The organism is Pararhizobium sp. O133, assembly GCF_051669845.1.
Taxonomy (GTDB): domain Bacteria; phylum Pseudomonadota; class Alphaproteobacteria; order Rhizobiales; family Rhizobiaceae; genus Pararhizobium.
In genome coordinates, this window is sequence record NZ_CP196426.1 from 2,705,728 (window position 1) to 2,718,895 (window position 13,168).

The 13,168-nt window shown below is 55.9% G+C and carries 12 protein-coding genes; 4 read left to right on the plus strand and 8 right to left on the minus strand.

Annotated elements, in window-relative coordinates:
• Window positions 1-5 precede the first annotated feature (5 nt).
• The 4 genes from ACST81_RS12915 to ACST81_RS12930 form a co-directional block, all read right to left on the minus strand.
• Complete coding sequence (locus ACST81_RS12915; protein WP_438748219.1) at window positions 6-2,279, minus strand: Mu transposase C-terminal domain-containing protein; 2,274 nt, start codon at window positions 2,277-2,279, stop codon at window positions 6-8.
• Between the two features lie 11 nt (window positions 2,280-2,290).
• Entirely contained in the window at window positions 2,291-3,130 is an 840-nt protein-coding gene (locus ACST81_RS12920) for a hypothetical protein (protein ID WP_438748221.1), read from the minus strand.
• 86 nt (window positions 3,131-3,216) lie between these two features.
• Window positions 3,217-3,390 carry a hypothetical protein gene (locus ACST81_RS12925; RefSeq protein WP_438748223.1) on the minus strand — a complete coding sequence of 58 codons (174 nt, stop codon included), beginning with the start codon at window positions 3,388-3,390 and terminating at the stop codon, window positions 3,217-3,219.
• Window positions 3,387-3,629, minus strand: a complete 243-nt coding sequence (locus tag ACST81_RS12930; protein ID WP_438748224.1) for a hypothetical protein — start codon at window positions 3,627-3,629, stop codon at window positions 3,387-3,389. The genes ACST81_RS12925 and ACST81_RS12930 overlap by 4 nt, the downstream gene beginning before the upstream one ends.
• 56 nt (window positions 3,630-3,685) lie before the next feature.
• Between ACST81_RS12930 and ACST81_RS12935 the strand changes: the two genes are divergently transcribed.
• On the plus strand, window positions 3,686-4,291 hold the full coding sequence (locus tag ACST81_RS12935; RefSeq protein ID WP_438748226.1) for a hypothetical protein: 606 nt from the start codon (window positions 3,686-3,688) through the stop codon (window positions 4,289-4,291).
• A 922-nt stretch (window positions 4,292-5,213) separates the two neighbouring features.
• On the opposite strand, the gene ACST81_RS12940 is transcribed toward ACST81_RS12935, so the two are convergent.
• Both ACST81_RS12940 and ACST81_RS12945 read right to left on the minus strand, forming a co-directional pair.
• The gene (locus ACST81_RS12940) at window positions 5,214-5,501 is read right to left on the minus strand and encodes a hypothetical protein (RefSeq protein ID WP_438748228.1); all 288 of its coding nucleotides are present in this window, start codon (window positions 5,499-5,501) and stop codon (window positions 5,214-5,216) included.
• Between the two features lie 56 nt (window positions 5,502-5,557).
• Window positions 5,558-5,953, minus strand: coding sequence for a hypothetical protein (locus tag ACST81_RS12945; protein WP_438748230.1), 396 nt, complete (start codon window positions 5,951-5,953; stop codon window positions 5,558-5,560).
• Window positions 5,954-6,435: 482 nt separating this feature from the next.
• Here ACST81_RS12945 and ACST81_RS12950 point away from each other — a divergent pair, with 482 nt between their 5' ends.
• Entirely contained in the window at window positions 6,436-7,143 is a 708-nt protein-coding gene (locus ACST81_RS12950) for a hypothetical protein (protein ID WP_438748232.1), read from the plus strand.
• Window positions 7,144-7,159: 16 nt separating this feature from the next.
• Here ACST81_RS12950 and ACST81_RS12955 read toward each other — a convergent pair whose 3' ends face one another.
• Together ACST81_RS12955 and ACST81_RS12960 are read right to left on the minus strand one after the other, a co-directional pair.
• Window positions 7,160-9,232: a DNA cytosine methyltransferase gene (locus ACST81_RS12955; RefSeq protein ID WP_438748234.1), complete on the minus strand. Its 2,073-nt coding sequence runs from the start codon at window positions 9,230-9,232 to the stop codon at window positions 7,160-7,162.
• 568 nt (window positions 9,233-9,800) lie between these two features.
• Window positions 9,801-10,373 carry a type II toxin-antitoxin system VapC family toxin gene (locus tag ACST81_RS12960; protein WP_438748236.1) on the minus strand — a complete coding sequence of 191 codons (573 nt, stop codon included), beginning with the start codon at window positions 10,371-10,373 and terminating at the stop codon, window positions 9,801-9,803.
• 117 nt (window positions 10,374-10,490) lie between these two features.
• Between ACST81_RS12960 and ACST81_RS12965 the strand changes: the two genes are divergently transcribed.
• Both ACST81_RS12965 and ACST81_RS12970 read left to right on the plus strand, forming a co-directional pair.
• Window positions 10,491-10,685 (plus strand): hypothetical protein, encoded by a 195-nt coding sequence (locus ACST81_RS12965; protein WP_438748238.1) that lies wholly within the window; start codon window positions 10,491-10,493, stop codon window positions 10,683-10,685.
• A 556-nt stretch (window positions 10,686-11,241) separates the two neighbouring features.
• A complete protein-coding gene (locus ACST81_RS12970; RefSeq protein ID WP_438748240.1) occupies window positions 11,242-13,077 on the plus strand; it encodes a phospholipase D-like domain-containing protein in 1,836 nt (611 codons plus the stop codon).
• The last annotated feature ends 91 nt before the right edge of the window (window positions 13,078-13,168 follow it).

The following is a 13,168-nucleotide window of genomic DNA, read 5'->3' on the forward strand; positions in this document are numbered from 1 at the left end:
ATCTATCAGTGTTCGTCGAAGTAGCGGGCGGAGTAGATCTTGTCCGAGTTTTCGGGGCCGTCTGGTTGCTCGGCACCAGGCTCAGTTGCTTCAACCGGGTGAGACTTCCGCTTTTTCGTCTTCTTGGCGGGCGTCGCGTATTTTTCGGCGACGGCTTTGGCGGTCTGCATCTTGCCGTTATCCAGGTCATCACCCTCTGCTTCGTCCGAAAAGCCGAACACCTCGTCAGAGAAGGGCGTCCCGCTCCAATCTTGTGTGCTCACTTCGTGGGTGTACTCGGTCTCATCCACGATCCGAATTGCTCGGACAATCCGCTTTTCGAGACGTTCAAGATGCTCCTCGGTGACAATCGGAGTAGCGACGCTGTATTTGAGACGGCCGAGATCGGCCTGGCGATCGATGTACTCGCGCGCAGCATCGACCTGCTCGAGCGTCCGGTTGGTGTATTCGGTATCGATTGCGCGTAGTTCCTGAAGCAGCGCTGCGGCCTCCCAGTACGAGAGGCCCCGCAGTTGTGGCAATCGACAGGGGACGCGATAGCTCACTTCGCCGTCGAACACCGTGATTTCAGACACGTCTTGGAGATCCACCCGGATGTGGACTTCGACGCCGGTCTTGTTGCGCCGCATCTCCTGGATTTTCTCCGACTGAAAAAAGAAGCCGAGGAATTCAATGCCTTCCCGTGTGATGGTACGCTTCATGTTCACTCCGTAGGTCGCGCGGCGTTGCCATGCTGGCGGCGGGGCCGGTGGAGGTTGAATGCGAGCACCGATCATCCACGCTTGGTTCGGCGTCATGCCGCCCAATTTGCCGGTGTTCGGCTGGTGATGGAAAATGTCGACAATTGCCCGCAGAAGCACCTTCTCCAGCATGTCTGGATCGACCGAGGCGCCCTTTTTTGGATCTCGATCACCCCGGACGACAACATTCGAGAAGGTTTGTCCGGAGAAGTGTGAAAGCGTGAGTGCGCCGAGCGTGCCAAAAAGGCGCTCCATCGTTCCCCGCAGCCATGGTTGTTTCGATGGCGGTACGAACTTCGCGGCGCCTCCATCTGTGAGCGTGGTGACGACTGCCGTGCTGTTATACCAAGACGCCGCGTCAAGGCGCACGCGCTTGAAACCGCCACACTGTTTCCAATCCGATTTGCAGCCTGCATTGAGCGCGATCTGCGTCTTGTCACGCGTAGCCAATTCGAAGGTTGCACGAGCGGTGTCGATACTCGGGTTTCTCGTGTGGAGCCGGAACGAGAGGAAGCTCGTAGTCGAGTGATCGACGACGGCAGAGAACCAAAACCGCTGCGCCGCCTCTGCAAACGCCTGTTGTTCTTCCTTTGTAAGGGCGTGAAAGACGTTCGCACCCTTCAGCATCGCAACCAGGTTGAGACGGCACTCGTCGCCCTCGATCTGATCCATCGGATGTCCGCGGTCTTTCCCGACTACGATTGTGTACCTCGCCAAAGCCTTCGCATCGCCGAGGCGGCCAGCGCACTTGGCGAAATCGGGGAGGGCGTCCAGCCGATTGTAAAACGTGCTGCGGCAGCCGAGCTTAAGCCTTTCTTCCTTCGAACGGCCCCGATTGAGGCGCCGCTCTACTGCCTTCATAAGCTTGAACAGGTACGCGGGACGGGGTTCGGTCGTAGACAGGTATCGCCAGACGTAACGGCCCTGAAGATGGAGTTCCTCTGGGGTGAAGGTGCGATTTTTGCCACTTCCACGACGATCCCGCAGAACACGCGCGTCTCCGCCAGCACGTTCGAGCGCCAGAGACCAGGCGCTGACGCTTTCGTAGCTCGGGACCTTGAGTGTCGGTTCCTCGTCGCTCTCGTACGTCAGCTTCTTTTTTGGGTCGAAGTGGGCCAGTCGGCGCATGGCCTGATAGTCGGCCAGATATTCGTCGCGCATCTGGCGCATGATGATGCGGCGCATCTCATGAGGGATGCCGCCAAGTTCTTCGCGTTTTCGACGTAGCAAAGTGGCCCAAACAAGCTTGTGACCAATCTTCAGACGTTCTTTTTCCGGAAGATTCTGGAGGTACTCAGCTTCGCCTTCGCGAGTGAGACGTTTGCGATTGTAGTGCTCGCGCTCAACCACCAGCTTGTCGATGCGCAAGGCTTCATGGATCTGGGCGTTGGTGAGAACCTCAACATTTCCATTGCCGTCGATACGTTCAAAGGCTTTCCCGGCTGGTGAATCCAGCTTCACCACGACTTCGACGCCATCGTAGATGACACGATCGAACGGCCCGATTTCATATTGGGTGGCTTCCATGTGCACGTTCATCGTGTCTTTCCTCAGTGTCGGACGATTGGAAGAATGACGGAGGCGTCGGTGAAGCGTCGGAGTGGCTCCTCGATCTGGATCAAGCGGTCGAAGTACAGGCACATGACGGCGTTCCAGACGTCGGCATCGTCGCCCAGCTTCTCCTGGAGTTGCCAGATTTCGATTGGACCATCCATGCAGAGAAGGGCCTCGAGCACGCGGTCGCAATTTTTCTCGGAGCGGAGTGTGCGGGCCTCGTTGATGTCCACGGCGTTCCATCCGCGTTCCCGCGTGATCTCCAAGTCGGTGCAAACAATGAATTTGTGAGCGTAGCCCGGAGCGTGAGCCGAGTTCAGGGCCCTGATCTTGGCCATCGTCTGATCCCGCTCCAACTGGTCGGCGGGCTTGACCGCGTAGCCAATCTTGGTGCGCCGGTGGTCGGTTGTGCGAAAATCGAGTGTGTGCTGGTGCTCTCCATCGAGGTCGAAGCATAGCTCCGGAGGCTGGTCCTCGATCAGGACGAGCCTTTTGTCAGCCATCAAGATGTTGGCCATCAGGTATTCCAAGATGCTCTCGAAGGTCAGCAACCGATTGCGAGCGATGTCCACGACATGGCCACGAACGGAAGAGATGGATTTCATCGAGATTTTCCGGCTGGCCGTCGAGGGGTGTGGCGGCTCCCAAGCGACATCCGCCCGATCACCGGCCTCTTCAAAGGTCAGGCCTGGATCACCAGGCGGGGTGACGCCCGGAATAATCAGACGACCGGCCGTCGGACGGTCGGGTTGAGCAAACCGGAAGTCCTCAGGCACCGCGCGGGCGGTGCCGCGCTTTTTCTGGGTTAGGTATTCGAGCACGCGACGTTCAAGCATTCTCTACTCCACTGGTACGCAACGATCTGGCCTTGGGCTGGGCCGCGGCCGGTCAAGTGCCGACCGGCCACAGCGTTTGCGGTCCGCTAGTCTTCGGGATGGATTACCTCGAACAGTAAGCCGAGCACCTCGCCGGTGACGGCGTCGCGTCTGATGTACGAATGGTAGATGAAGCCGTCCGAAGCCGACTTTTCCTCGGTTGCGCCAGGCAACGTTTCAGGATCTGGAGTAAGAGCGTGATTGTTGATTGGGCTTTTCATGGCTCGTTCCTTTTCGGGCCAGTGCTGCCGTTTCCATCGGGTGCTGGACGTCTAACTGCTCGTTTGTGGTGTTCCTCGAACTCGACCCGCTCGCTGCGCATACTGATGACCTCGCCGGTCACTGGATCGCTCTCGATGAACAGGCGAAATCGCTGCCAGGTGCGGAGGCCCGCTTTTTGCTCTGGTGTAAGCGCGGGGAGTGGGGTCCATTCAAACGGAATGTCGGTCGGGGTCGTCATGGTGTTTTCCTTTTCGGGCGCAGTTCTGCAGTCGCCGGCGGGCCCGACGTTCTGCAATGGATCAAGGGAAGGGCTGGGAGCTAGCCGGCAGGCGGCCAGCGAAAATCTGGACGAACGCGCATGCGCCCGCCGGGCAGCTTTTCTATCGCTGTGTCGAGAAAAGTTACGATGTCGGCTCTCCCGCGAAGATGCGCATTACTTTTCAGGCGGCGGAAGTAGCTCTCTGGGTCTTTTCTCACCTCGCGGCGAAACGTCGTTTCCGAGGGGATTTGGTCGAAACAGCCGGCCGCGATCGCCGACCATTGAAGCTGGCGGAACGAGCTTATGACATATGGTCGTGGTTGGGCCTCGACGTGCTGGGCGACAGCCTGGTGAAAAAGCTTTCGAGCGAGGGCCAGTTTCGTGTCGGATTCCTCGATTCTGGATTGAAGGCGCCAGCAAGCTTCCGTAATTCGCCGGTACACGCCGCTGTTTCCAAGGGTCTCGCGGCTGGCAGCCGGATCGACAGCAACATGATGAGTCACAGGAATTCCTTTCGACAAGGTGCCATCTACCGTGGCTGGAAACGTTCAAACTGCACGAGTACGAATGAACCCTACTGGGCGCCGCTGTCTGTGAAACCGGATGCCGCCCTGCGTTTTGCGGGAACGTCGGCTTGCTGACGCCGAATTTCGAGAGCAAAGCGTGTGACCGTGGCACGGCTCGGTGCACGCATCTTGCAATAGGGCCTGCGCTTCGCGTTGATTTGGGACACCTGTTTAAGGACCGCCGAATGAACGGCTTTCACAGTCGACGAACCGTCGAGGGATTTCATCACGTCTGTGATTATTGTGCGCCATTCTGCGGGTGAACTCGCCGGCGGCCCACTGTGCGACGAAGCGTAGCGTGGCACCGGTGCAAGTCCGTTGTCAAAATAGGCGCCAAAATCGTCGTTGGATGTACTGATGCGGGTCATTGTCGAGTCCTTTCTGGATTCAAGTTTCTGGGGGAGGCGCGCAAGCGCTGTCCTGTTTTGGTTGGCTCGCACGTCGATCACGTGCGAGAACTTTCCGCAGGGCACAGATCGTCGATCGCGCGGGCGACGCGGCGGTTACGAGCTGTGATGGATGTATCTATCGAGCTGCGAGTATCAGCCGGAACGCTTCCCCGGTGGACTGAGCGGGGCTGGGTAGAAAGTGAGCCGCGCGATGCGACTAGGCAGTTGCATATTCACGGCCAGAATGAGCTTTTCAACCAGATCGGATGTCAGCGTCGCTTGCCAAGTGGCCAACTTCTCAAGCTTCTTCTTCTCCAAGTTGAGTGCGGAAAGAAACGTCTTCTTGCTCGGCTCCCAAACCCACCTCGAGCTCACTGTCACGTGGAATTCCGATAGCCATTGCAACCTATTTCTTTGGTCTCCCCGCTGCGTCGATGAGTACCGGCAAGGGTAGTCGAACGCCGTTTCCGCGAGCATGCGCTTAGCCGGGACGAGATAGGGTTCTGTGCTTTCCAGGGGTCGTAGGCGCTTGGGCTTCAAGTGCACGATCTGTGCCTTTCGGAGAGGTGACTGTTCTGGAGCTTGCATGGCGCGATCCTCGTTGCCTCTCAAGTTGAGCGGCGGTATGAACGGAGGCCAGTCAGTCTGGCGCTGTATCGGAAGCTGCAGTGTGGTGCCGACGATGACTGCTGCAGCAGGTGGTAGTCCGCAGCGTCATCTTCATCACCGAACAGAAAATCGTCGCCCAATTCGCTCGGGCCGTGGTACTGGAACAGGGAACTGACGGGGTCACGCATTGTTGTCTCCTTTTGCAGACAAGATTTCGGGCATTGAATGGAGGCTGGCAAAATCTTCGAGGCGCCGAAAAATGCGCATGGGTTCTCGATCTGCGACAAGGCAGCGCTCCGTTTAAAATTCAGTTTGATCTAGGCTCCGGTGAACGACGCGCGCCCTATGCGGCGTGTCGCCTTTCTATGACCAGCGTCGCCGCGGCCTTCTCATGCATGGTGATCTCTTCAACCAGCTTGCTGGACACTTTCGTCTGGACGAGCTTTGCCCGTCGCAGGTTGGTATTTAAAAAGAAGCTACGATCGTACGCATCCGCCAGCGACAGAAACTCTTTGAAAGTCGGAACGCGTTGCGGGCGCTGTGCGCTTGCGGCAATTCGCCTGATCTTCCGCACGACTTGCATGTGGCGTGCCTCTAGGTCGTCGGAGTATCGGTGCCCGATATAGACCACTGTCAACATCATCAGCACATCGGTCGCGGCGCAGAACTCTCCAAAATGGCGAGCCATCCAATCACGAAGTGACGGGTGAAAAGCAAGATCTGCGGTGCGAAACTTCATGTCGTACTCCTACTCAGCGACAAGCGAAACCAATGAGCGCATCTTCCTCTGCAATCAGGGGCAGGGTCAAATTGATAAACCCGCGCGGCTCCTCGGCCACGAGACAACTTCGATCTTGTTTCGTTCTCATGCTTGAAGAATTGCGGCTAGGATTCGCGGGTTTGAAACGCGACGCGCGTCAATGGCGTATTATGCCTATCGCCTGTGTAAGGCTTATCGTTCGCGCAGGACGCATGACGGTCTTTCCGTTCGTAGCGAAGAATTCGCGGATATTACGACGCCGATCTATTGCGGCGTCAATATCGGATTTAATTCAAATTCTAACTTTCGCTCCGGTTGCCGGTTTGGGTACAGGATTAATCGCCGCAACTGGGCATCTGGTGCAAACCAATCCAACTCCGGAAACAGTCGATTTGCATCACTTTGTGGGATGCGAGCCGTCATGGAACCATCTTCGTAGACATTTTACGAGGAGATGGACGATGTATTTCAAGGCAAGCCTGGTCGAGATCAACCGACGTCTAGGGCCGGTTCTCAAAGAGTTAGGTCTGCGGATGCGCCTAGAGGGACAGGAAGAACGTCATCTGTACTTCCAACGAACGGACGAGAATGGTCTCGTCTGGCGTTCGCCCCTCAGCTTCATCTTCATGGACCCTGAGCGGTCGGGCATTCCGGAAGCGACCTTCGCAAACAACTCGATCGTTCTGGGAGGCGGTCGCTCGCAGATGCATGCAGTCGGCACGAATGGATGGGTACATTTTGTCGGTGGGTGGTCGCTGAACTTTCACGAGATCGGGCGTCAGGATTTCAAAACGTGGGACGATGCGTTCGAACACGCGGCAATGGTGCTGCTCGAGGATCCTCTTGTGCCAGAGGGCTACGGCCTCCCGACGATCCTCGACGATGGTCAGATGTTCATGTTTTGGGGGAAGCTCCGAGACCTAGCAAAGGAGAGGGGCATCGAGGATATAGAGGTGGGCAGGATCGATCAGGATCGTGAGTTCTATGAATTCGAATACCAAGGCGCGCAGTTCCGCCTGGTATTCGATCTGGATGACAAGGTGCAGATCATCAGAAATGGTATCGAAGTCGAAGAGATAGACGTCCGGAGACGGGGTGGCCTTTGGGACGCAGTAGCGTCACTACTCGATGGCCCGGACAGCGATTGTGACGATATGCGCGAGCCGTAGAGGCCAGTGTCAGCTCTTAACTCCCAGGCGTACCCTTTGCTGCGTTGTCGACGCCGGGGCGAGGGTATGGACGGTGGGGCAAGTCGAGCTTTGATCGCCGCTCCATCTCACGTATCCGAAACGCTCGGTTTGGATCCGCATACGCCGATGAAACACCGGGCGTGTATAAGATGCTTCCTCCTGGGTGCAGGCGACTGCGCCTCGATCGCAGCAGCGGCACGCGGAACGCCCGTTCATGATCGAACTCCACGCCGGTTATCGCCGTGTTTATCGCCAGGCCGATCATTTTTGCCATCATAGGCGGAAACGAGTCTGCAACTTCTTTAGCGATCGAGTACTCGGCCGTTTCGACGTTCCAATCCGTCGGATAGCCTTGAATCCTTTTGATCATCTCGGTGCTTAAGAAAAAGCCATCCTGCAAGCCGAAGTCTTCAAGGCTCGGTGGGTGTCGGACGGGTCGACTGATGTCTATCCCTAGCTTCCGCCAAAGCGGAGCGGCCCTTTTTTGAAAGGGATTCGGAAAGTGAGGAGCGGGCTTCGTTCCGCACTTCTTGAACCAGGCTTGCACCAGTGCTCTATGAGCATCTCGATCTTTCTCAGGCTCGTCGCCACTCCAAACGTGACCGGCGACCAGATCGCCGATGGCACTTGTCAACAATTGGGGGCGAGGTTGGAGGACTGGCATCATCAGTCTGTCGAGAAACCCGTCGCCTTTGAATGCGCCAACCATTATCTCGCGGTTCTTCGCTTGAACCAGGCCATGCTCTGCGCTGTCCAAAGTGTACCAACGGACGTCGTATCCCAGGTCTTCGAAATCGGTGGCTTTGTGGCCGTCATCCTTCCTCGGAAGCGTCTCGAAGAAAAACACCTTTGGTTGAAGGGCCTTTACCGCGCTAAGAGCGCTTTGGTAGGCTTTCCTCGCGTGGGGGATGTCATAGTGGTGAAACGGCATTCCACTTGTCAGAACATCGATCTCCTTACCTTTTACTTTGAGCAGGTCTGTGTCGACGTCTCCGTCAAGCAGTTGCACGTTCCGCATGGGATTCGACGACACCGCGGCGAACTCATGAGTCGAGCGCGCGAGCACGAGAAGCGGATGCATTCCGGCTGCGACAAGTCCAAGCGCGCTTCCCCCGGCCCCTGCATCGATGTCGACGAAAACCGGGTTGGTCCTGGGGCTCCATGGTAGCCCCTGAGAGGTTCGGTCCGGGACTGCTGATGCCCGGCGGCCGGCAAGAAATTCCAGACAACGGCGGGGTTTGAACCAATCTTCGGAGGTGATGTCGTCCGGGCTAATCTCACCTCGCTTGAGGTTGTGTAAGGATTGGTAAGAGAAGCTGACCGAAGCGAGCGCCACAAGTTTTGGAAAGGGTTGATCGAAATCCATACCGGCATCAGCGGGTCTTTCGTACACGCGGGGCCGTCCACCGAACAGGTCGTCCAGCTCGGACAGCACTTTCGCGGCAAGATGGTTTATCCGAAGTGTCGGATCAGCCTCACCAGTCGATGAGTACGAGTATATGCTTTCGAAGCTCGACCTAGCCGCCACGCAAGTATCGATGAGGTCCAACAATTCTCCCGCGCCTCTCTCCATTTCGGAAAGCTTTGCTGCGGCGTACTGCTCGGTCGTCTCTTGAAACAATTCAGCGCGTCTGAATTCGGCGAGATCGTCGGGCAACATCGTGGCAATGCTGTACGCGCTTGCGCGGCTCTCCACCCAACTTACGTCAACCGGCTCATCGCGTTCGATACTTTTCAGGCATTCCGTTCGTGTCTTCTCGTCCGCCTTTGCGAGTGCCGCGATGACGTCTGGAGAAGTGCCGCGGCGCTTTAACAAGGCGGACGTTGCGAGTTGGTTGTCGAACCGCGCGAATGACTTTGCTTCCACGGCGGTGAAGCCTGTATTCGTCTGAAGCCAGGCGTCCACATCAGGCATCGCGGCGTGGCCGCTGCCAAGATGCGTTTTCAGAGCGACGATTTCTTCGGCAATCTTGAGGTAGTATTTCGTTTGTAAGGATTTGAACTTCAGAAGGTTGGCTCTCGCGGCATCGAGGTCGATGTCGCCTTTACGGGCAGGGGCTTTGGTCACGACTTGGTTCCTGGGATGTCTTAGCAATCGAGAAGTTGCGTCTGCCAAGGTTTAGCCACCTAACCCTTCAAAAAGTTTTAAGAAACGCTATTCGGATCAAGTACTTCACCCGATTCGCTGTGAAAACTTCGACGGGTGCGGCGTGAGCAGTGCTCGGCGGTGCTGGTCAAACAATTGGTTGCGGTCACCATGTCGTCTACCGCCCCCCGGCTGCACGCGCGTTTGATCAAACTACGCCCGTGAAAAAGATGTTTGGTGGAAGGCGTCGGTTTCCCACACGGACATGGAACTGGTTATCGGAAATAGACGACGGAGAGATGTCGGGTGTCCATATTCTGGGGTAGCTCATTAGATCCTCCCTGGAGGTTATCTTGAGACCTTTTCCCCCCTCCGGCGTCGGTCAAGGAGAGCATGCGGCCGGCTACATGATCATTGCGCGTACAAATGATAGCCTTCTTCTATGATGGCGTTCAATTTCTGGTCGCTGTGACGTAAGTGGCTCACGGCAATCGAAATGTTTGTCGTCGACAGGGGGACAGGGGGGCGAAGCCGGGCGGTTCTGCGACGATTAGATGTGCGGACCGGCGTCGGAGCATGTTGCCACTAGCGGTGGAAGCCATATCGGCGTTCGTGGAGCGACTTTCCACTCCCCCTTGAGAGGGTCGAAGACACCTGGGAGGGCCACATGCCCGTCGATGACCTTGAAATCGCTGTCCGTTGAGACAATGGGCGTGTCGTAGCTTACGGCCGTCGCCGCGATCATTAAGTCGTGGCTGACACGCTGGTGTTTGGTATTCGGATTGGGGTTCCAGAAGTGCTTCAGAGCCGGAATGGAAAGCATTCGGGCATAGACCAACTCGGTTGCACGGCCTAGCGAGAAATAGACGAAATCGGTTCGCTCGATCTCCTCGATTTCGTGCCTTATGCGCGCAGCCTTTAAAGGGTCCTTACACAGGTTAAGCCCGCGTCGAAACTCGACCAGCACCGGAAAACAGATGCAAAGGGTCGCAACTCCGGCGACGGCGTCGAGCCAATCGCGCAGACCGGCGGGCGGATCCTGCCTCGCTCTCAGCGTCAAAACTGACGTGTCGAGCAGCAGCAGCGGTCTTGGTTTGTCATGGACTCCGACTTCCGTAGACATGGATAACCTGAAAGATCAGTTTGATCACCGCAGAAAGAAACAGTACATTGAAACCGGCGTCAAAAGATAATTGCATATCGTCTCTAACCGCCACGCGCATGGCAGAGGAACGAATCCATGAACGAATTGGTCAAACGCAAGGATGCCGAAGCCAATATCGCGGAACTCTTTGATGCGGCGAAGATCGCCCCTCGAATTATTGCTGACGTGGACGGGCATTTTATTTTGCAGTTTTCTGCAAAAGGCAGCCGCCCAGTCCAGGAATGGGCGCAACTTTCAGGTACGCTGGAAGAGGGTGATCAACTCCTATAGTCAGTGCCTTTAAATGGCCCCATGTCACAATCCAGTCTCAAATTTCATCCTGCATGGCCAACCGGAAACTCAGTTCTCGGCCATCGCGTAGCCGTTCGCTCGACGCCGCTGCACGTTGATTTCTATCAGAAGACGAGGAACCGTTCAGTCATTTGGAGGCGTTGACTATAGCGTCAGCCGTTCCGATTTTGGTAGTATAAGTAGGACGCGCGGTGCCAATCGACTTGGGCGGTCCCACCGTCGCGAAAGCGGCTCGGCTGGTATCGTGGATAGAACGAACGTTTGAAGAGTTGTCGAGTTTCCGAGGGGGATTCAACAAGGGTTCCCCTTGATGAATCTAGGCTATTTCCTATCGACCTTGGCGAACACGCCAACGAGGGACACACGACCGCTCTTACTGAGTAGCGGATGGAAGTAGGCGAACTCGAAATGACCGATTTACTAGATCGCAAATTCTAGTCATAATTGCAAAAGCTCACGCATAAGTCGTAATTTTAAATTCCACCGTTTTCAAGCTTTGTTTCGTCTTTTTCCTTCAAATACCGGGGAGGGGAGCATGCCTGCAATCGCGTTCTCAAATAATGACATTGCCCTAGTTGCATGGACCTACGACAAGCACCTCGATGGATGCTTGGGTTTCGCTATTGTTCAAATCGACGGGAACGGGAAGGAAAAAACGCTCCCAGCCCTCGCGCGTTTCGAGGGGCAGGATAAGGACAGCCCACTGACAACCCATGACGCACCGATCCAGAAATTCTGGTGGAAAGACCTCTTTGCGAAGCCGGGTGGGAGCTACCAGTACCGGATAGTACCAATGGGTGGAACTCCCGGAGAAAAACTCAAGGCTCTTGTCGGCGTCGAGCCCCTCCTAAGCAATAGAATTACGCTCACCGAAGATAGGGGCCCATTTTTCAAGGCTTATTTCAACCGGGGCATCGTCGCGACGCAGGCGTTGAGCAAGGCGTTGAACAACAAACCAAGCAAGTCCGCCCTCATGCCGCATATCTCGAAACCGGAAGATCCTATCCGAAAACGTCTGACGGGACAGCTTTTCGAAGGGGTTACCCACCTGCTAGATAGAGCTGACAAGAACGGCGGCGAAATCCATGCCGCGCTCTATGAGCTCGATGATCCACTGGGGCTCGAGCGGCGTCTACAAGCTGCTGACCACGGAAATCCGAAAAGCAGAACCGTTATACTCGGCAATGCGAGGATATCACCTAAAGACGGCAATCCCGGAATCGAGGACGGTGATGCGGAAAACCGCGCCAACCTGAAGAATTCCGGCGTGAACGTGATCGACCGAATACTGAAGACAGGCAGTATCCATCATAACAAATCGCTCATCTTGACCGAGAAGGGACAGCCGGCCGCCGTTCTTACGGGCTCGACCAACTGGACTAGCAGCGGGCTCTGCACCCAGACGAACAATGCACTCATTATCGAATCGTCAAATGTCGCATCGCAATACATGGCCTATTGGGATCACCTCCGGAAGGACACTGAAAACGCAAACGGTGCTCAAGACGCGTTGCAAGGAAAAGACCTGAGGGATTTCATTACGAAGAATAACAGAGACGCCATCGAGAAACCGCTTAAACTCGACTCCGATACGTCGGTCCAGATTCTCTTCGCACCGAGTACGACCAAGTTTCTTTCCCGCCCCCCAAAAGAACATCCAGAGGACATGGAATACGTCTTCAAATTGATGGACGAAGCGAAGCACGCCATTCTTTTTCTCGCGTTCGACCCCGGCAACAATTCAATCCTCGACGCCGCCGGTTCCGCTTTGAAAAAAAATCCCGGTCTCTTTGTTCGCGGGGCTCTAACCAACACCGTCAGGGCGTCCAACTTCGCCGAAGCGCTGGCCGGTCAAAATGAAACCGATCCCAACCTGAGAGAGCCTATGCACGTGTCGGTCATCGGAGAGCCGGCGAAACCAAACACAAAGAAGCAGGGCGGCGAGGAAATTGAGCCGGATTACCGGTCCATCCCCGCCGGCGCGATCGGAAAGCAGGACGCGTTCGGTGCATGGGAAGCGGAAATGTATGTCTATGGACATGCGATTATACACAACAAGATCGTGGTAATCGATCCTTTCAGCAAAGACTGCGCGGTGATCACCGGATCTCACAATCTAGGATATCGCGCGTCACACAATAACGACGAGAACTTCGTGATCGTTAGAGGCAGCAAGGATCTGGCCCAAGCTTATGCCTGCCATGTTCTTGATCTCTACGACCACTACGCGTGGCGATATTGGCTCAGAAAAAAACCGCGAACTTTTGGCCGACCACTCGTCGGTGATGGCTCTTGGCAAAAGCGATACATTGCAGATGCCGAGGAAAAATCTCCCGAGCTTAAATTCTGGCTCTCCGCAATGAGCGGCTAAGAAGATTGTGGTGCGGGCAATACAGATCCGCCGTATCCCTTGCATGTAAATTCTGGGATATTTTCTCAGATATGGGTCGGGAAGGCCGCGA